Genomic DNA, 18,652 nt, shown 5'->3' on the forward strand with positions numbered 1-18,652 from the left:
TCCCCCAAGTCCATGGGTGAGCCTCAGATCCCGTCCAGCAGTGGCGTCAGGGCCTTCGGGCGGCGTGCGGACGGGATCTGGGGCTGTTGTGGTTCCAGGCCGAAGCTGGTGAAGGCCGTGCGGCCGGGGAGGGGGTATGTCTCCTTGTCCGTCACGGAGTTGAGGATGGTGGCGCTGCGCCAGGCGGACAGGCCGAGGTCGGGGGTGCCGACGCCGTGGGTGTGGCGTTCGGCGTTCTGGACGTAGACGTGGCAGCCGGAGCCGGTGACCGAGGGGTCGAAGACGAGGCGGAACTTCTCGTCCACGCGCGGGCGTTCGCGGCTGTCGCGGCGCAGGTAGGGGTCGAGTCCGGCGAGGATGCGGTCGAGGGGGCGTTCGCGGTAGCCGGTGGCGAGGACGACCGCGTCGGTGGTGAGCCTTGAGCGGGTGCCCTGCTCGATGTGTTCGAGGTGCAGTTCGATCTTGGTGGTGGCGATCCGGCCGGCGGTGCGGACCCGGACGCCCGGGGTGAGCACGGTGTCGGGCCAGCCGCCGTGCAGGGTACGGCGGTACAGCTCGTCGTGGAGGGCGGCGAGGGTGCCGGCGTCGATGCCCTTGTGGAGTTGCCACTGGGTGCTGACCAGCCGGTCGCGGACGGGCTCGGCGAGGGCGTGGAAGTAGCGGGTGTAGTCCGGGGTGAAGTGTTCGAGGCCCAGTTTGGAGTACTCCATGGGCGCGAAGGACGGGGTGCGGCCGATCCAGTGCAGGCCCTCGCGTCCGGCGGGGCGGGCGCGGAGCAGGTCGAGGAGGATCTCGGCGCCGGACTGTCCCGACCCGACGACGGTGACGTGCTCGGCGGTCTGGAGTTCCGCGCGGTGGTCGAGGTAGTCGGCGGCGTGGAAGACGGGTACGCCGGGGGCCTGGACGAGGGGTCTGAGCGGGTCGGGGACGTGGGGTTCGGTGCCGATGCCGAGGACGACGTTGCGGGTGTAGGCGCGGCCCAGGGCTTCGGCCTCCCCGTCGGCGTCGAGCTGGGTGAAGTCGACCTCGAAGACGTCCCGTTCGGGGTTGAAGCGGACGGCGTCGACCTGGTGACCGAAGTGCAGTGCGGGCAGGTTCTCGGACACCCATCGGCAGTACGCGTCGTATTCGGCGCGCTGGATGTGGAAGCGCTCGGCGAAGTAGAAGGGGAAGAGGCGGTCGCGGGTTCTGAGGTAGTTGAGGAACGTCCAGGGGCTGGCGGGGTCGACGAGGGTGACCAGGTCGGCGAGGAAGGGCACTTGGATGGTGGCGCCGTCGATGAGCAGGCCGGGGTGCCAGTCGAAGGCGGGGCCCTGTTCGTAGAAGGCGGTGTCGAGTTCGGCGAGGGGGTGGGCGAGGGCGGCGAGGGAGAGGTTGAACGGGCCGATGCCGATGCCGACCAGGTCGCGTGGGGTGTCGGGGGTGGGGCTCATCGGGGGGTGGTTCCTTCCACGAGGTGCAGCAGGGCGGCCAGGTCGTCGGGGCGGGTGTGGGGGTTGAGGAGGGTGACCTTCAGCCAGAGCCGGCCGTCGAGCCGGGCCCGGCCGAGGACGGCGCGGCCTTCGGTGAGGAGGGTTCGGCGTACGGCGGCGACGGTGTCGTCGGTGGCGGTGCCGGGGCGGAACAGGACCGTGCTGATGGTGGGGCGGTCGTGGAGCTCGAAGGCGGGGTGCCGCTCGACCAGGTCGGCGAACTCCGTGGCCCGTTCGCAGACTTGGTCGACGAGTCGGCCCATTCCGGTGCGGCCGAGGGTCTTGAGGGTGACCGCGGTCTTGAGGATGTCGGGGCGGCGGGTGGTGCGCAGGGAGCGGCCGAGGAGGTCGGGGAGTCCGGCCTCGGTGTCGTCGTCGGCGTTGAGGTAGTCAGCGTGGTGGTGCAGGGCGGTGAGGTCGTGGGGGTTCTTGACGACCAGGAGGCCCGCGGCCACCGGCTGCCAGCCGAGTTTGTGCAGGTCGAGGGTGATGGTGGCGGCGGCGTCCAGGCCGGTGAGCTTTGCGCGGTGGCGGTCGCTGAAGAGGAGGCCGCCGCCGTAGGCCGCGTCGATGTGGAGGCGGGCGTGGTGGCGGGCGCAGAGGGCGGCGATCTCTTGGAGCGGGTCGATGAGGCCGGCGTCGGTGGTGCCTGCGGTGGCCGCGACGAGGTAGGGGCCGGGGAGATGGGTGAGGGCCTCGTCCAGGGCGGTGGGGTCGAGGGTGCCGGCGTGGGCGGGGACGGCTACGGGGTCCGGCATGCCGAGCAGCCAGGCGGCTCTGGGCAGGGAGTGGTGGGCGTTGGCGCCGTGGATGAGGCGGGTGCCGGGGTGGGCTTGTCGGGCGAGGAGGAGGGCGAGTTGGTTGGACTCGGTGCCGCCGGTGGTGACCAGGGCGTCCGGTGGGGCCGGCGTGGGGGTGGGTGCGCTCGCCCGTGCTTGCGGGGTGCTGCCCGCGGCTTGAGCGGCGTCGGTGCTCGTGGGCAGGGTCAGCTCTGCCAGCGCCCTGGTCACCAGGGCTTCCAGTTCCGACGCCGCCGGTGCCTGGTCCCAGGAGTCCAGGGACGGGTTGAGGGCGCTGGCTGCCAAGTCGGCCGCTGTGGACACCGCGAGGGGTGGGCAGTGGAGGTGGGCCGCGCACAGGGGGTGGGCGGGGTCGGCGGCGCCCTCCGCGAACGCCCGCACCAGGGTGTGCAGGGCGTTCGCGTCGCCGTGCTCGGGCAGTACGTCGCCCACCGCCGCCCGGAGCCGTGCCGCCACCGCCTTTGGGCCTCCCGCGGGCAGCGGACCGCCGCGGGAGCGGGTGCCCTGGGTCAGGGCGTCCAGGACGGTGTCGAGCAGCGGTCCGAGGGCGTGCGGGCCTTCGGGGCCCGAGGCGAGAGGCGACGTGCTCATGGCTTCCAGCTTGTACGCCGATGCGGCGTCGTGTCCGAAAAGCCCGGGGTTCGGAACCCGAAAGAGGGTACGTCCCTAGATGTTTGTCAGCTCTCTCGCTTCTCCTGCCTCACCCGCAACGCCCTTCCCAGATCGTCCAGTTGGTCCACCAGCTTGCGGCGCAGTGCCGGGATCGGGTCGCTGTCGCTCAGGCATTCCTCGCCCAGGCGGAGCGTCTCGGGGTCCACGGCGTACACCGGGAACGCCCAGCGGCCGACCACGTCCGCGATGGCGGGCCCCCGCCGGGCCGCGACGGCGACGGCGTCGGTGTAGAAGCGCGGCACGTACTGGGTTACGAGATCGGTCTGTTCGGGCTGCCAGAAGCCCTGGGCGGTGGCGGCGACGAGGTAGTTGGAGAGGTCGTCGCCGGCGAACATCGCGTCCCACGCACGGGCCTTGGACTCGGCGTCCGGCAGGGCCGCCCGGCAGCGGGCCGCGCCCTCCTGGCCGGTGGCGCTCGGGTCGCGCTCCAGCTCGGCGGCGATGGTTGCCTCGTCGGTCGCGCCGAGGACGGCGAGCCGGGACAGCACGCGCCAGCGCAGCTCGGGGTCGAGTTCGGGGCCGCCCGGCACGGTGCCGTCGGCGAGCCAGGCGGCGATGGGCTCGGGGTGCGCGGCGACGTCGATGAAGTGGCGTACGGCGATCAGCCGCAGGCCGGGGTGGTCGCCGTCCTCGGTGCGGCGGATGAGGTCGCGGCACAGGGCGGCGAGGGTGGCGAGCGCGGCGGGGCGTTCCTCGGCGGTGAGGTACCGGCCGGCGATCTGGGCGGCGGCGAAGCTCAGGACGCCCTGGACCAGGGCCAGGTCCGTCTCGTGCGGAAGGTGGGCGCGGGCGGTCTCCAGGTAGACGGCGGCGGGGAGTTCGCCGTCCCGGACGGCGTCCCTGAGGGCGTTCCACACCACCGCGCGGGACAGCGGCTCGGGCAGTCCGGACAGGGCCGTACGGACGCCTTCGAAGGACTCGGGGTCGAAGCGGACCTTGGCGTAGGAGAGATCGCCGTCGTTGAGCAGGAGCAGGGTGGGGCGCTTGCCGATGGGCTGCGGCTCGGTCTGCGGGACGTCGAGGTCGACGCGCTCGCGCAGGACGAGGTGGCGGCCCTCGTCGGCGACGTCCAGGTCGTAGAGGCCGGCGGCGATGCGGTGCGGGCGGCTGCCGGTGCGCTCCACCTGGAGGGTGTAGGTGCCGTCCGTGCCGCGGGTCACGCTCGGGGTGAGGGTGTCGACGCCGGTGGTGCGCAGCCAGGCGTCGGCCCAGGCGTGCACGTCGCGGTCGGTGTGGGCGGCGAGGGAGTCGATGAAGTCGGCGAGGGTGGCGTTGGCGAACTTGTGCCGCTCGAAGTGGGTGTTGATGCCGGCGAGGAAGTCCTTCTCGCCGAGCCAGGCGACCAGTTGGCGCAGTGCGGAGGCGCCCTTGGCGTAGGAGATGCCGTCGAAGTTGAGGAGTGCGGAGGCGGTGTCGTCGACGGCCTCGGGGGCCACGGGGTGGGTGGAGGGGCGCTGGTCGGCGTCGTAGCCCCAGCCCTTGCGGACGACTCCGAAGTCGGTCCAGGTGTCGGTGAAGCGGGTGGCCTCGGTGAGGGTCTGGTAGCCCATGTACTCGGCGAAGGACTCGTTCAGCCAGATGTCGTCCCACCAGCGCAGGGTGACGAGGTCGCCGAACCACATGTGGGCCATCTCGTGGGCGATGACCATGGCGCGGGTCTGCCGCTCGACGTCGGTGACGGCGGAGCGGTAGACGAAATCGTCGCGGAAGGTGACGAGGCCGGGGTTCTCCATGGCGCCGGCGTTGAACTCGGGGACGAACGCCTGGTCGTAGGAGTCGAAGGGATAGGGCTCGTCGAACTTCTCGTGGTACCGGTCGTAGCACTGCCGGGTGATCTCGAACAGTTCGTCGGCATCGGCGTCGAGGTGGGGGGCGAGGGAGCGGCGGCAGTGGAGGCCGAAGGGCAGTCCGCGGTGTTCGGTGGTGACGGAGTGCCAGGGTCCGGCGGCGACGGCGACGAGGTAGGTGGAGATCAGCGGGGTGGGCGCGGCCCGCCAGACGCCGTCGGTGTGTTCGGTGACGCTGTTGGCGAGGACGGTCCAGCCCTCGGGTGCCCGGACGGACAGCTCGAAGACGGACTTGAGGTCGGGCTGGTCGAAGGCGGCGAAGACGCGCTGGACGTCGTCCATGAACAGCTGGGTGTAGACGTAGGTCTCGCCGTCGGTGGGGTCGGTGAAGCGGTGCATGCCCTCGCCGGTGCGCGAGTAGCGCATGGTGGCCTCGACGCGCAGTTCGTGCTCGCCGGCGGTGAGGTTCTTCAGGGGCAGCCGGTTGCCGTCGAGGGTCTCCGGGTCCAGGGGCTGTCCGTCGAGGGTGACCGAGAGCAGTTCCGCGGGCTTGAGCTCGACGAAGGTGTCCGCAGCGGCGCGCGTGGTGAACCGGATCCCGGTCCGGGAGCCGAAGGTCTCGTCCCCGGTGGTCAGATCGAGTTCGATCGTGTAGCTGCGGACGTCGAGGAGTCGGGCACGGGTCTGCGCTTCGTCGCGCGTCAGTACGGACATGCAGGACATGCTGCCTGATGGCACCGGCAAGGCACAGAGGCGGATGGGTACGCGGCCTATGTCCGGTCCTGCGCCGGGTGCGCGCCGGAGATGTCGCGCTGCGGCGGGACCCTGGCCTCGGGGTGGGACAGCACGGGTTCGCCGGTGTCGGCCTGGCCTTTGACGAGGGCGCGCAGTTCGCGGACCTCCTGTTCCAGGGCGCGGTGGCGGCGGTGGGCGTCATAGAGGAAGCGGACCTTGGTGCGGAGCGCCCAGGGGTCGATGGGTTTCATCACCAGGTCGGCGACGCCGAGGCCGAAGGCGGCGGAGGTGAGTTCCTGGTCGGCGCCGAAGCCGGTCAGCAAGATGACCGGAATGTGCTGGGTCTGTTCCAGACGGCGCATGTACCGGACCACGTCCAGACCGCTGACGCCGGGCATCCGCACATCGAGCAGCAGGAGTCCGATCTGCCCGCGCAGCACCTGTTTGAGCGCCTCGTCGCCGGTGGTGGCGCGGCTGATCTGGTGGCCCAGCGGGGCCAGGGCGCTCTCCAGCGCGTACAGCGTGTCCTTGTGGTCGTCGACGATGAGGATCTTCGCTTCCGGGGGCATGGCCCGACGTCCCTCCCGCATGGGACAACCAGCTGATGTCCGTGATGCTGACGGGCTGTGCCCGTCGGCTGACAAGGAGTGCACAGCGCAGCATGCCCCGTGCGGGCGGCTGTGTCACGCCCCGGGAGGGCCGGGGGGCGTCAGTTCGCCGTCGGCGCAGTGCCGCCCACGGCGTCCTCGGCGATGGACTCGTGGTGTCTGATCACCTCGGCGATGATGAAGTTGAGGAACTTCTCGGCGAAGGCCGGGTCGAGTTTGGCGTTCTCGGCGAGGGTGCGCAGCCGGGCGATCTGCCGGGCCTCGCGGGCCGGGTCGGCGGGCGGCAGCTGGTGGGCGGCCTTGAGGTGGCCGACCTGCTGGGTGGCCTTGAACCGCTCGGCGAGCATGTGGACGACGGCCGCGTCGATGTTGTCGATGCTGTCGCGCAGCCGCGCCAGCTCCGCGCGGACGGCGGGGTCGACTTCACCGGGTTCGGTGTTGCTGGTGGTCATGGGCGAGAAGCCTACGATGCCGGGGGCCTGTCGATCATCGGCGGATCGTCCGGATCCGGTACCTGCTCGCTCCAGCCGCCGGGGACGGTGCGGCCCTGCTGGGCGCGGAAGCGGACGGGGGGCATGCCGACGCGGCGGGTGAACAGGCGGGAGAAATAGGCCGGATCGTCGTATCCGACGCGGCGGGCGACGGCGGCGACGGGCAGTTCGGTTGCGGCCAGGAGTTCCTTGGCGCGGCCGAGGCGGATGCCGAGCAGATAGTCCTTGGGGCCGCAGCCGGCGCCGCGGCGGACGGCGGTGCGCAGTTCGGCCGCGGTCATGCCGTGCCGGGCGGCGTGGTCGGCGACCGTCATCGGGGTGCAGGCGTCCCGGGCGAGGGCCCCCAGGACCTGGTCGCCGTCGGGGGCGAGGTCGGCGCGGGCGCGGCGCAGGGCGACCAGGAGTTCATGGACGGCGGCCGCGGTCTCGACCTCCAGCAGCGGGTTGTCGCGTCGGGCGGCCCGCGCGATGCGGGCGATCACCCCGCGCGGGGCGGCGGCGTCGGAGAGCGGCACGACGGGGCGGTCCGGTTCGATGTAGCCGAGTTCGGCGTACGTCGTGGCGACGGGCCCGGTGAAGTCGACGAAGCCCTCGTCCCAGCCGGTGGCGGGGTCGGGGGCGTAGTGGTGCGGGACGCCGGGGGTGAGCCAGAGCAGGGCGGGCGCGGTGACGGTGGTACGGCGGCCGTCGGGGCCGCGGTACCAGCCGCCGCCGGCGCTGATGACGACGGCGACGTGGTGGTCGAGGGTGCGCGGGCCGACGGTGGGCAGGGCGCCGTGCTGAAGGCCGACGCCGAGGCAGACCAGGCCGAGGCGGTGGTGGGCGGGGCCGGGCGTGAAGAACCGCATCCAGGTGTGGTGCATCGGCGCTCCTGTCGCGGTCACTTCGGTCCAACCAGCGCCGATCTTTGTCCATGGACCCGGTCGCCGCCAGGGGTGAGGGTGGCGGCATGAGCGAGTTCACCGTCGGGGACACGGATTTCCTGCTGGACGGGCGGCCGGTGCGGCTGCTGTCGGGCGCGCTGCACTACTTCCGGGTGCACGAGGCGCAGTGGGGGCACCGGCTCGCGATGCTGCGGGCGATGGGCCTCAACTGCGTGGAGACGTACGTGCCGTGGAACCTGCACGAGCCGCGGCCCGGCGAGTTCCGGGACGTGGCGGCGCTCGGCCGGTTCCTGGACGCGGCGCGGGAGGCGGGTCTGTGGGCGATCGTGCGGCCGGGCCCGTACATCTGTGCCGAGTGGGAGAACGGCGGGCTGCCGCACTGGGTGCCGGGGCACGCACGCACGCGTGACGAGCGTTTTCTGCGTCCCGTCCGCGCGTGGTTCCGCCGGCTGCTGCCCGAGGTGGTGTCCCGGCAGATCGACCGCGGCGGCCCGGTGATCCTGGTCCAGGTCGAGAACGAGTACGGCAGCTACGGCTCGGACGCGCCCTATCTGGACGCGCTGGCGGGGCTGCTGCGCGCGGAGGGTGTGACGGTGCCGCTGTTCACCTCGGACGGCCCGGAGGACCACATGCTCAGCGGCGGTTCGGTGCCGGGGGCGTTGGCGACGGTGAACTTCGGCTCCCACGCGCGGGAGGCGTTCGGGACGCTGCGCCGGCACCGGCCGGACGGTCCGCTGATGTGCATGGAGTTCTGGTGCGGCTGGTTCGACCACTGGGGCGCCGAGCACGTCGTCCGGGATCCCGGGGACGCGGCGGCCGTGCTGCGGGAGATCCTGGAGTGCGGGGCCTCGGTCAATCTGTACATGGCGCACGGCGGCACCAGCTTCGCCGGCTGGGCGGGCGCCAACCGGGGCGGCGGCGCACTGCACGACGGGCCGCTGGAGCCCGATGTGACGTCCTACGACTACGACGCCCCGGTCGACGAGGCCGGGCGCCCCACGCGGAAGTTCTGGGCCTTCCGCGAGGTGCTTGCCGAGTACGCCGGGGGCCCGCTCCCCGAGCCCCCTGCCCCGCCCGCCGCGCTGGGCGCCCCCGCCGAGGCCCGGGTGACCGCCTGGGCGCCGCTGGACGCGGTGCTCGAGGCGTGCGGCGGGGCGGAGGTGTCCGGGCCGGTGCCGCCGACGTTCGAGGAGCTGGACGTCGACCGGGGCGTGGTGCGCTACGAGGTGACCGTGCCGGGGCCGCGGCAGCCGTATCCGCTGATCGCGCGCGGGCTGCGGGACCTCGCGGTGGTGTCCGTCGACGGGGAGCGGGCCGGGGTGCTCACCGAGGCGGAGGAGCGGCTGAAGGAGGCGGTCGCCGGGCCCGCGCGCGTGGAGCTGTGGGTGGAGTCCCTGGGGCGGGTCAACTACGGGCCGCGCTGCGGGGAGGCCAAGGGGATCACCGGGGGGATCCTGCACGAGCGGCAGTATCTGCATGACGTACGCGCGCGTGGGCTGCGGCTCGACGCGCTGGACGAGGTGTCGGCGGTGCCGTTCCGGGAGCGGGACGGGGCGGGCGCGCCGGGCCTGTACCGGGGTTCGGTGACCGTCCGGGGCGCCGGGGACGCGCTGTTCGAACTGCCGGGCTGGACCCGGGGGTTCGTGTGGCTGAACGGCTTCAACCTCGGCCGGTACTGGTCGGCGGGGCCGCAGCGGGCGCTGTTCGTGCCGGGTCCGGTGCTGCGCGAGGGGGAGAACGAGGTGCGGGTGCTGGAGTTCGAGGAGGCGTCGACGCGGGCGCCGGTGCTGCGGCCGGTGTGAAGCGAGCCGCGGGCCGCCTCGGGGGCCCGCGGCTCACCCGCCTACAGGGCCGAAGCGGCCCGGGCTATGTCGGCGGCGAAGGTGTTCACCTGGGTGTACACACCGGGCACGCCCGCGCGGGCGCAGCCGTCGCCCCAGCTGACGATGCCGACCTGGATCCACTTGCCCGCGTCGTCCTTGCGGAACATCGGACCGCCGGAGTCGCCCTGGCAGGTGTCCACGCTGCCGCGCGTCCAGCCGGCGCAGATCTCCTCCTTGGCGACCAGACGGTTGCCGTAGTGCCGCTTGCACACCCGGTCCGCGACGAACGGCACGGTGGCCTTGCGCATCTTGGTGGTGCCGGTGCCGGCACCCTCCTGGGTGTCGCCCCAGCCCGCGATCGTGAACATGCCGCGGTTGTAGCGGTCGGTCGTGGCGAGCTTCAGCGTGGGCTTGTCGATCGGCTTGGCGAGCTTGATCAGCGCCCAGTCCTTGCCGGTGCCGTCGTAGCCCGGGGCCACCTTGACCTTGGTCGACTTGACCTTGATCGCGGAGGCGGAGTTGAGGTCGCTGACGCCGGCGGTGACGGTGATGCTCGTGTTGTTGCCGGAGCCGTCCATGCAGTGGGCGGCGGTCAGGACGACGTCCTTCTTGTAGAGCGCCCCGCCGCAGCCCATCGAGAGATGGACCATGAAGGGGAACTCGTTCTGCGCCGCGGGCGTTCCTCCTACGACACGGGTGTCCGCGGCCTGGGCAGCGCTCACGGGCTGGAGAGAGGCCACGGCGAGAGCGACGGCACCGGCGGCCGCGGCCCGCTTGACCAGGGTCAGACCGCCGCTTCTCGTGGGCGAGTTATGGGTCAACGCATGTCCTTTCGTGGGGGGTTGGGCGGCCCGCAGTATGAAGATCGAGGAGGGGTTGTGGCAAGGACGGATCTCACGTACCGGGGAGGGAACCCGAGCGGGGAAATATCCCTCACATCCCCGTAGAGTGGAATCGGGTTCAGGCGTCTTGGGGGTTCGGACGTGGCGAACGGCGGACCGGTCCAGCACGGCTACCCACACCTGGAGACGGTGCGGGCGGCGATCACCGCGTTGTACAAGCGCTTGTCGTACGACACGATCCAGACGTTCGCGAGCAGTGTGGTCCCCGCGGATGTGGCGTTCTGCGACACCGACGATCTCCATCTGGGGGCGCAGCGGGTCGCCCGGGAACTGGTGCGGCACTATCGGCTGCCGGACGCGCGGATCATTGTGAGCTTCCGCGAGATGACCCATGCGGCGAACGTCGAACTCGCCGCCGGGCCTGAGTACTTCGTGGAGCTGAACGACCGGTTCCGGACGCATCGGCGGGACATCGGCGCGGCGCTGGCGCACGAGATCATGCATGTGTATCTGCACCGGCTGGATCTGTCGTTCCCGGGCACGCGGGACAACGAGATCCTCACCGACACGGCGACGACGTATCTGGGTGCCGGGTGGCTGCTGCTGGACGCGTACCGGGAGGACGGGGCGTCGTCACAGAAGCTGGGGTATCTGACGCCGGAGGAGTTCGGGTACGTCCTGGCCAAGCGGGCGCTGGTCTTCGGTGAGGATCCGTCGGTGTGGTTCACCAGTGCGCAGGCGTACACGGCGTACAGCAAGGGGCTGGCGGCCGCGCGGCAGGATGAGCAGCAGCCGCCGCTGACCGCTGCGGGGTGGGCGGGGCGGCGGCGGTATGCGCGGGATCGGCGGCAGGGGGGTGGTGGGGCGGATCCGGGGGTGCCGTATGCGTTCAGTCCGGATGGTGGGGGGCTGCGGGTGTCGTTTCCGTGTCCTACGTGCCGGCAGCGGATTCGGGTGCCGGTGAAGGGGCGGGTGCGGGCGCGGTGCGGGTTGTGCAAGACGGTTCTTGAGTGCGATACGTAAGCACCTACCCCCCGTACACCGGCAACGGCGTCTCCGCCTCCCCCAGCAGTTTCCGTGCCGTCTCCCCCGCCTCCTCCGGGGTCCGGCGGGCGCCCTTGTCCTCGGTCGGTCCTCTTCGCCAGCCCTCCATGACCGTGATGCGGCCGGCCTCCGTCTCGAAGACCCGGCCTGTCACTCCCGTGCTCGCGCCCGAGCCCAGCCATACGACCAGCGGGGACACGTTCTCCGGGGCCATCGCGTCGAAGCCTGATTCGGGGGCCGCCATGGTGTCGGCGAAGGCCTGTTCCGTCATTCTGGTGCGGGCCGCCGGGGCGATGGCGTTGACCTGAACGCCGTAGCGGGCGAGTTCGGCGGCCGCCACCAAGGTCAACGCCACTATCGCCGCTTTCGCCGCGCTGTAGTTGCCCTGCCCCACTGCGCCCAACAGACCCGCCCCGCTGCTGGTGTTGACGATGCGTGCCGTCGGGGTGCGGCCCGCCTTCGCCTCCGTGCGCCAGTGGGCCGCCGCATGCTTCAGGGGGAGGAAGTGGCCCTTGAGGTGGACGCGCACCACGGCGTCCCACTCCTCCTCGGCGAGGTTGACCAGCATCCGGTCCCGCAGGAACCCGGCGTTGTTGACGAGGGTGTCGAGGCGGCCGTACGTCTCCAGGGCGGTCCGGATCAGGGAGGCCGCGCCCTCGGTCGTCGCGATGTCGCCGCCGTGCGCCACCGCCGTGCCGCCCGCAGCGCGGATCTCCTCGGCGACCCGCGCCGCCGGGCTGTCGGCGTCCGGCGTCCCGTCGAGGCCCACGCCCAGGTCGTTCACGACCACCCGGGCACCCTCCGCCGCGAAGGCGAGCGCGTGGGCGCGGCCGAGCCCGCGGCCCGCGCCGGTGACGACGGCCACCCGGCCCTCGCAGATTCCGCTCATCTCAACTCCCCGCTTTCGAGTCGTTGTTCGCCGTCGCCGCGGCCAGGAACGCGGGCCGCTCCCCGCCGCCGTGCACCTGAAGGCTCGCCCCGCTCACATAGGCCGCCGCGTCCGAGGCCAGGAACACCGCCGCCGCGCCCACATCCGCCGGTTCCGCGAGGCGGCCGAGCGGGACCGTCCGGGACACCGCTGTCACGCCCTGCTCGCCCCCGTAGTGCAGGTGCGAGAGCTCGGTGCGGACCATGCCGACCACGAGTGTGTTGACGCGCACCTCCGGCGCCCACTCCACCGCCATCGAGCGGGCGAGGCTCTCCAGGCCCGCCTTGGCCGCGCCGTAGGCCGCGGAGCCCGGGGAGGGGCGGGTGCCGCTCACGCTGCCGATCATCAGCACGCTTCCCCGGGCCCGCCGCAGCAGCCCGTACGCGGCGAGGGAGACCGTCAGGGGCGCCGTCAGGTTCAGCTCCAGCACGCGGGCGTGCCGCTCGGCGTCCGCGTCGGCGAGCAGCCGGTACGGGGTGCCGCCCGCGTTGTTCACCAGGACGTCCAGCCGGGGGAGGCCGGAGACGAAGCAGCTCACCGAGGCCGGGTCCCGGACGTCAAGGTGTCTGAATTCCGTTCCCTCCAGCGGGACTTCCGGCGGCTTCCGCGCGCACACCACCACCTCCGCCCCCGCCCGCACGAAGGCGTGGGCGATGCCGGCGCCGACGCCGCGCGTGCCGCCGGTGACGACGGCGAGCTTCCCGTTCAGCTCCATCCGCTGCTACCTTCCACCTAACAAACGTTAGGTGGAAGGTAGCTGATGCGCCCATGAGTGTCTCCACCTCGTCCCCGGAAAAGGGGATCCGGATCGTGACGGTCGATCACCCGCCCGTCAACGCCCTTCCGGTGTCCGGCTGGTTCACGCTCGCGGATGCCGTGCGCAAGGCCGGGCAGGACCCGGAAGTGCGGTGCGTGGTGCTGGCCGCCGCGGGCCGGGGGTTCAACGCGGGCGTGGACGTCAAGGAGCTCCAGCGGCGCGGGAGGAGTGCGCTGCTCGGGGCCAACCGGGGCTGTTTCGCGGCCTTCTCGGCCGTGTACGACTGCGAGGTGCCCGTGGTCGCGGCGGTGCAGGGGTTCTGTCTGGGCGGGGGCATCGGTCTGGTCGGGAACGCCGACGCGATCGTGGCGAGCGAGGACGCCACCTTCGGTCTGCCCGAGCTGGACCGGGGCGCGCTGGGGGCGGCCACGCATCTGGCCCGGCTGGTGCCGCAGCACCTGATGCGCGCCCTGTACTTCACCTCCCGCACCGCGACCGCCGCCGAACTGCACGCGCACGGATCGGTGTGGCGGGTGGTAGCGCGCGCGGAACTCCAGGCGGCCGCACTGGAGTTGGCCCGGGAGATCGCCGCCAAGGACGGGGAGCTGCTGCGTCTCGCCAAGGCGGCCATCAACGGCATCGATCCGGTGGATGTGCGCCGCGGCTACCGCTTCGAGCAGGGCTTCACCTACGAGGCGAGCGTGAGCGGGGTCGGCGACCGGGTGCGGAGCACGTTCGGGCAGGACGGTGACTGACATGGCCGACAAGACGATGACCGCCGAGGAGGCCGTCTCCCGGCTGGCCGACGGCATGACCCTCGGCATCGGCGGCTGGGGCTCCCGCCGCAAGCCCATGGCCCTGGTGAGAGCACTGCTCCGCACCGAGATCACCGATCTCACGGTCGTCTCCTGCGGCGGCCCCGACGTCGGCATGCTCGCCGCCGCCGGGCGGATCCGCCGACTGGTCGCCCCCTTCGTCACCCTGGACTCCATCCCGCTCGAACCGCACTACCGCGCGGCCCGCGAGCGGGGCACCCTCCAGCTCACGGAGTACGACGAGGCGATGTTCCTGTGGGGCCTGCGCGCCGCCGCCCACCGGCTGCCGTTCCTCCCGGTGCGCTCGGGACTCGGCTCGGACGTCATGCGGGTCAACCCGGGCCTGCGCACGGTGACTTCGCCGTACGACGACGAGGAGACCTTCGTCGCGATGCCCGCGCTGCGCCTGGACGCGGCCCTGGTGCACGTCAACCGCGCCGACCGGCGGGGCAACGGCCAGTACCTGGGCCCGGACCCGTACTTCGACGACCTGTTCTGCGCGGCGGCCGACACCGCGTATGTCTCCTGCGAGCGGATCGTGGACACCGCCGAGCTGACGAAGGAGGCGGCGCCCCAGACCCTGCTGATCCAACGGCACACGGTCACCGGTGTGATCGAGGCCCCGAACGGCGCCCACTTCACCTCCTGCGCCCCGGACTACGGCCGCGACGAGTCCGCACAGCGGGAGTACGCGACCACGCCCTGGCCGCAGTTCGCCGAGCGGTACCTCAAGGACGGGAGGACGGCATGACCGCCACCCGCGCCGAGCACTGCGTCATCGCCTGCGCCGAGGCGTGGCGGGGGGCCGGGGAGATCCTGGCGAGCCCGATGGGCCTGATCCCGTCCGTCGGGGCCCGCCTCGCCCGGCTGACCTTCTCCCCCGACCTGCTGCTCACCGACGGCGAGGCGATGCTGGTCGGCCCGGACGGCACGGTCGAGGGCTGGCTGCCGTACCGCCGGCACCTCGACCTGGTCACCGGGGGGCGCCGGCACGTGATGATGGGCGCCAGTCAGATCGACCGCTTCGGCAACCAGAACATCGCCTGCGTCGGGGACTGGGCGCAGCCGCGGCGGCAGCTGCTCGGGGTGCGGGGAGCGCCGGTCAACACCCTGAACAACCCGACCAGTTACTGGATCCCGCGGCACTCCCGGCGGGTCTTCGTCCACCGCGTCGACATGGTGTGCGGGGTGGGCCACGACCATGCCGACGGCGCCCGCTACCACCACCTCCCGCGGGTCGTCTCCGACCTCGGCGTCTTCGACTTCGCCACGCCGGACCACTCGATGCGGCTGGCCTCGGTGCATCCCGGGGTGAGTGTCGAGGAGGTCCGGGAGGCGACCGGCTTCGCGCTGACGGTCCCGGACGAGGTGCCGTACACGCGTGCTCCGACGCCCGCCGAACTGCGTCTGATCCGCGAGGTGATCGACCCGGAGAACACCCGCGCGCGGGAGGTGGACCACTGATGGAGACCGCGCTGACCCGGCTGACCGGGGTGCGGCATCCGCTGGTGCAGACCGGGATGGGCTGGGTGGCCGGTCCCCGGCTGGTCTCCGCCACGGCGAACGCGGGCGCCCTCGGCATCCTGGCCTCCGCCACCATGACCGTGGACCGGCTGCGGGAGGCGGTCCGGGAGGTCAAGTCCCGTACGGACGCGCCGTTCGGGGTCAATCTCCGCGCGGATGCGGCGGACGCCGGTGACCGGGTCCGGGTCATCGTCGACGAGGGTGTGCGGGTCGCCTCCTTCGCGCTCGCACCCTCGCCCGGGCTGATCGCCGAGCTGAAGGAGGCGGGCGTGGTGGTGATCCCGACCGTGGGCGCGCGGCGGCATGCCGAGAAGGTCGCGGGCTGGGGCGCGGACGCGGTGATCGTGCAGGGCGGTGAGGGGGGCGGGCACACCGGGGAGGTGGCGACGAGCGTGCTGCTGCCGCAGGTGGTGGACGCGGTGCGGATCCCCGTCGTCGCGGCGGGCGGCTTCTTCGACGGGCGGGGTCTGGTCGCCGCGCTCGCCTACGGGGCGGCGGGCGTCGCCATGGGCACCCGCTTCCTGCTGACCTCGGACTCCACCGTCCCGGACGCCGTGAAGGCGCGCTATCTGGCGGCGACGGTCCGGGACGTCACCGTGACCACGGCGGTCGACGGTCTGCCGCACCGCATGCTGCGTACGGAACTGGTCGAGTCGCTGGAGCGCTCCGGCCGTACGAAAGCCCTGGTCGGGGCCGTACGCCGGGCCGCGGGGTTCCAGCGGCTGTCGGGGCTCTCCTGGCGCCGGATGATCCAGGACGGGCGGGCGCTGCGCCACGGCAAGGACCTGACCTGGAGCCAGGTCCTGCTCGCCGCGAACACTCCGATGCTGCTCAAGGCGTCGATGGTGGACGGCCGTACGGATCTCGGGGTGATGGCGTCCGGACAGGTCGCCGGAGTCATCGACGACCTGCCCTCGTGCGCGGAGCTGGTGGACCGGATCATGGCCGAGGCCGTGCAAACCCTGGGCGCGCTGGCGGCGGGCGGTGCTTCAATGCGCGCATGACGGAGACGATCAAGGAGCCCTGGGGGCTCAGTGTTTTTGGTGCGGGCGACGTGCGGGCGGAGCCTCAGCTGGTCCGGGTGAAGCTCGGCGTGGAGGTGCTGGAGCCCGCCCCGGAGGCGGCGTTCCACGAGGCGGGCGCGGCGGTGACCCGGCTGCGTGAGGTGCTGCGCGGACACGGCATACCGGATGCCTCGGTGTCGGGTTCGCGGCTGCGGCTCAACTCGGAGTACGGCCATGCCAATGGCACCCGGAAGTTCCTCGGCTACTACTGCCAGGCCCAGTACGTCATCGAGACCGAGGCGCTGGACGACCTCCAGCAGCTCATGGTCGACGTGGTGGAGGCCGGTGCGCGCAGCATCGACAGCGTCGAGTTCGACGTGCACGACAAGCCGGCCCTGCGGGACGAGGCGCGCCGCAGGGCGGTGACCGCCGCCCGCCGCAAGGCCGAGGTGTACGCGGACGCGGCGGGCGTGCATCTGGGGCCCGTGGTGCACATCCAGGACGTGGACGCGGAGTCGTACGAGTTCCGTCAGTACCGTGGGCACGGTGGCGGTGGCGGCGGTGCCTCGGCCAATGACCTCGCGCCGGGGATGGTGCAGGTGGCCGCCGGGGTGGTGCTGGGCTTCTCGCTGGGCCGCTGACGCCCTCCCGGCGGGCCGACGGCTGACCTCACACCCGCTCGATGATCGTCACATTGGCCTGTCCCCCGCCCTCGCACATGGTCTGGAGCCCGAACCGGCCGCCGGTGCGCTCCAGTTCGTGCAGGAGGGTCGTCATCAGGCGTACGCCGGTGGCGCCCAGGGGGTGGCCGAGGGCGATGGCGCCGCCGTTGACGTTGACCTTGTCGGGGTTCGCGCCGGTCTCCTTCAGCCAGGCCAGGACGACCGGCGCGAACGCCTCGTTGATCTCCACGAGGTCGATGTCGTCGATCGACAGGCCGGTCTTCTTCAGGGCGTGCGCGGTGGCCGGTATGGGCGCGGTGAGCATCCGGATGGGGTCCTCGCCGCGCACCGAGAGGTGGTGCACGCGCGCGCGGGGTGTCAGCCCGTGCTCGCGCACCGCCCGCGCGGAGGCGAGCAGCATGGCCGCCGCGCCGTCGGAGACCTGGGAGGAGCAGGCGGCGGTGACGGTACCGCCGTCGACGATTGGGTTCAGCGCGGCCATCTTCTCCAGCGAGGTGTCCCGGCGCGGGCCCTCGTCGGCCAGGACGTCGCCGTAGGCCACCAGTTCCCGGTCGAAGCGCCCCTCGTCGATCGCGCGCACCGCCCGCTCGTGGGAGCGCAACGCGAACTCCTCCTGGTCGCGCCGGGTGATGCCCCACTTCGCGGCGATCATCTCGGCGCCGGCGAACTGGTTCACCGGCTTGTTGCCGTACCGCGCCCGCCAGCCCTCGCTGCCCGCGAAGGGCCCCTGGGTCAGCCCGAGCGGCTCGGCGGCCTGCCGGGTGGCGAAGGCGATCGGGATCATCGACATGTTCTGCACGCCGCCGGCCACGACCAGGTCCTGGGTGCCGGAGAGCACACCCTGCGCGGCGAAGTGCACGGCCTGCTGGGAGGATCCGCACTGCCGGTCGACGGTCACCCCGGGCACCTCCTCGGGCAGTCCGGCCGCCAGCCAGCAGGTCCGCGCGATGTCCCCGGCCTGCGGTCCCACGGCGTCCAGGCAGCCGAAGACCACGTCCTCGACGGCCACCGGGTCGACGCCGGTGCGCGCCATCAGCTCCCGCAGCACATGGGCGCCGAGGTCGGCCGGATGCGCCTGGCCGAGCCCTCCCCCGCGCCGCCCCACGGGCGTACGGACCGCTTCGACGATGTAGGCCTCGGTCATGGCAACTCCCCTGCGGGAACGGTGGTTTAGGTGCGTACGGCGATCCCGTCCAGCACCATCGACAGGTACTGCCGGGCGATCTCCTCGGGGCTGTGGTGTCCGCCGGGCCGGTACCAGGACGCGGCGACCCACACCGTGTCCCGCACGAACCGGTAGGTGAGCCGGACGTCGAGGTCGGCCCGGAAGACCCGGTCCGCGACGCCGCGCTCCAGCGTGGACAGCCACGCCTTCTCGAACCGCAGCTGGGACTCGGCGAGGAACGCGAACCGCTCCTGTGCCACCAGCTGCTTGCTCTCCTTCTGGTAGATCGCGACGGCGGCGCGGTGCCGGTCGATCTCCCGGAACGACTCGGTGACCAGCGCTTCGAGGGTCTCCCGCGGCCCCAGCTCGGCGCCCAGGACAGTGTCGTAGCCGTCCCACAGCTCGTCGAGGAAGGTGCTCAGGATCTCCTCCAGCATCGATTCCTTGGAGTCGAAGTGGTAGTAGAGGCTGCCCGCGAGCATGCCCGCGTGGTCCGCGATCTTGCGTACGGTGGTGGCGTTGTAGCCCTGCTCGGCGAAGACCTCGGCGGCGATGTCGAGGAGTTCGCGGCGGCGCGCGGGCGCGGCCGTCACCTGGGGCTTCTTCTTGGTCGGCACG

Annotated in this window: 18 protein-coding genes; 7 read left to right on the plus strand and 11 right to left on the minus strand. The window is 72.2% G+C overall.

The genetic code is table 11. The features are described from left to right. Positions 1-23: 23 nt before the first annotated feature. The 6 genes from STRCI_RS10995 to STRCI_RS11020 form a co-directional block, all read right to left on the minus strand. A complete protein-coding gene (locus STRCI_RS10995) occupies positions 24-1,433 on the minus strand; it encodes a lysine N(6)-hydroxylase/L-ornithine N(5)-oxygenase family protein (RefSeq protein WP_269658699.1) in 1,410 nt (469 codons plus the stop codon). Continuing rightward, positions 1,430-2,863: a pyridoxal phosphate-dependent decarboxylase family protein gene (locus STRCI_RS11000; protein WP_269658700.1), complete on the minus strand. Its 1,434-nt coding sequence runs from the start codon at positions 2,861-2,863 to the stop codon at positions 1,430-1,432. The genes STRCI_RS10995 and STRCI_RS11000 overlap by 4 nt, the downstream gene beginning before the upstream one ends. An 86-nt stretch (positions 2,864-2,949) precedes the next feature. Beyond that, complete coding sequence (gene pepN, locus STRCI_RS11005) at positions 2,950-5,445, minus strand: aminopeptidase N (protein WP_269658701.1); 2,496 nt, start codon at positions 5,443-5,445, stop codon at positions 2,950-2,952. Positions 5,446-5,501: 56 nt separating this feature from the next. Further along, positions 5,502-6,035 carry a response regulator gene (locus STRCI_RS11010; protein ID WP_269658702.1) on the minus strand — a complete coding sequence of 178 codons (534 nt, stop codon included), beginning with the start codon at positions 6,033-6,035 and terminating at the stop codon, positions 5,502-5,504. Positions 6,036-6,175: 140 nt separating this feature from the next. Continuing rightward, on the minus strand, positions 6,176-6,526 hold the full coding sequence (locus tag STRCI_RS11015) for a chorismate mutase (protein WP_269658703.1): 351 nt from the start codon (positions 6,524-6,526) through the stop codon (positions 6,176-6,178). Between the two features lie 11 nt (positions 6,527-6,537). Then, on the minus strand, positions 6,538-7,428 hold the full coding sequence (locus STRCI_RS11020; protein WP_269658704.1) for a helix-turn-helix domain-containing protein: 891 nt from the start codon (positions 7,426-7,428) through the stop codon (positions 6,538-6,540). Between the two features lie 86 nt (positions 7,429-7,514). On the opposite strand from STRCI_RS11020, the gene STRCI_RS11025 reads away from it, so the two are divergent. Continuing rightward, positions 7,515-9,251, plus strand: coding sequence for a glycoside hydrolase family 35 protein (locus STRCI_RS11025; protein ID WP_269658705.1), 1,737 nt, complete (start codon positions 7,515-7,517; stop codon positions 9,249-9,251). Between the two features lie 41 nt (positions 9,252-9,292). On the opposite strand, the gene STRCI_RS11030 is transcribed toward STRCI_RS11025, so the two are convergent. Next, a complete protein-coding gene (locus STRCI_RS11030) occupies positions 9,293-10,093 on the minus strand; it encodes a S1 family peptidase (protein ID WP_269658706.1) in 801 nt (266 codons plus the stop codon). A 162-nt stretch (positions 10,094-10,255) separates the two neighbouring features. On the opposite strand from STRCI_RS11030, the gene STRCI_RS11035 reads away from it, so the two are divergent. Then, positions 10,256-11,137 (plus strand): hypothetical protein, encoded by an 882-nt coding sequence (locus STRCI_RS11035; protein WP_269658707.1) that lies wholly within the window; start codon positions 10,256-10,258, stop codon positions 11,135-11,137. A gap of 4 nt (positions 11,138-11,141) precedes the next feature. Here the strand turns inward: STRCI_RS11035 and STRCI_RS11040 are convergent, their stop codons facing one another. Continuing rightward, a complete protein-coding gene (locus tag STRCI_RS11040; protein WP_269658708.1) occupies positions 11,142-12,047 on the minus strand; it encodes an SDR family oxidoreductase in 906 nt (301 codons plus the stop codon). Position 12,048: 1 nt separating this feature from the next. Beyond that, positions 12,049-12,801 carry an SDR family oxidoreductase gene (locus STRCI_RS11045; protein ID WP_269658709.1) on the minus strand — a complete coding sequence of 251 codons (753 nt, stop codon included), beginning with the start codon at positions 12,799-12,801 and terminating at the stop codon, positions 12,049-12,051. 53 nt (positions 12,802-12,854) lie between these two features. On the opposite strand from STRCI_RS11045, the gene STRCI_RS11050 reads away from it, so the two are divergent. The 5 genes from STRCI_RS11050 to STRCI_RS11070 are packed head-to-tail and all read left to right on the plus strand — an operon-like array spanning position 12,855 to position 16,827. Next, positions 12,855-13,598, plus strand: a complete 744-nt coding sequence (locus tag STRCI_RS11050) for an enoyl-CoA hydratase family protein (RefSeq protein ID WP_269658710.1) — start codon at positions 12,855-12,857, stop codon at positions 13,596-13,598. Between the two features lies 1 nt (position 13,599). Then, positions 13,600-14,409, plus strand: a complete 810-nt coding sequence (locus tag STRCI_RS11055; RefSeq protein ID WP_269658711.1) for a CoA transferase subunit A — start codon at positions 13,600-13,602, stop codon at positions 14,407-14,409. Beyond that, positions 14,406-15,122 carry a CoA-transferase subunit beta gene (locus STRCI_RS11060; protein WP_269658712.1) on the plus strand — a complete coding sequence of 239 codons (717 nt, stop codon included), beginning with the start codon at positions 14,406-14,408 and terminating at the stop codon, positions 15,120-15,122. The genes STRCI_RS11055 and STRCI_RS11060 overlap by 4 nt, the downstream gene beginning before the upstream one ends. Continuing rightward, complete coding sequence (locus STRCI_RS11065; RefSeq protein WP_269658713.1) at positions 15,122-16,186, plus strand: NAD(P)H-dependent flavin oxidoreductase; 1,065 nt, start codon at positions 15,122-15,124, stop codon at positions 16,184-16,186. The genes STRCI_RS11060 and STRCI_RS11065 overlap by 1 nt, the downstream gene beginning before the upstream one ends. Then, positions 16,183-16,827, plus strand: a complete 645-nt coding sequence (locus tag STRCI_RS11070) for an SIMPL domain-containing protein (protein WP_269658714.1) — start codon at positions 16,183-16,185, stop codon at positions 16,825-16,827. Before STRCI_RS11065 ends, STRCI_RS11070 begins: the two co-directional genes overlap by 4 nt. 28 nt (positions 16,828-16,855) lie before the next feature. On the opposite strand, the gene STRCI_RS11075 is transcribed toward STRCI_RS11070, so the two are convergent. After that, the gene (locus tag STRCI_RS11075) at positions 16,856-18,013 is read right to left on the minus strand and encodes an acetyl-CoA C-acetyltransferase (protein ID WP_269658715.1); all 1,158 of its coding nucleotides are present in this window, start codon (positions 18,011-18,013) and stop codon (positions 16,856-16,858) included. Between the two features lie 26 nt (positions 18,014-18,039). Next, positions 18,040-18,651, minus strand: a complete 612-nt coding sequence (locus STRCI_RS11080; protein ID WP_269658716.1) for a TetR/AcrR family transcriptional regulator — start codon at positions 18,649-18,651, stop codon at positions 18,040-18,042. Between the last annotated feature and the right edge of the window lies 1 nt (position 18,652).

Origin of the sequence: Streptomyces cinnabarinus (assembly GCF_027270315.1) — a bacterium.
In the GTDB taxonomy this organism is placed as follows: domain Bacteria; phylum Actinomycetota; class Actinomycetes; order Streptomycetales; family Streptomycetaceae; genus Streptomyces; species Streptomyces cinnabarinus.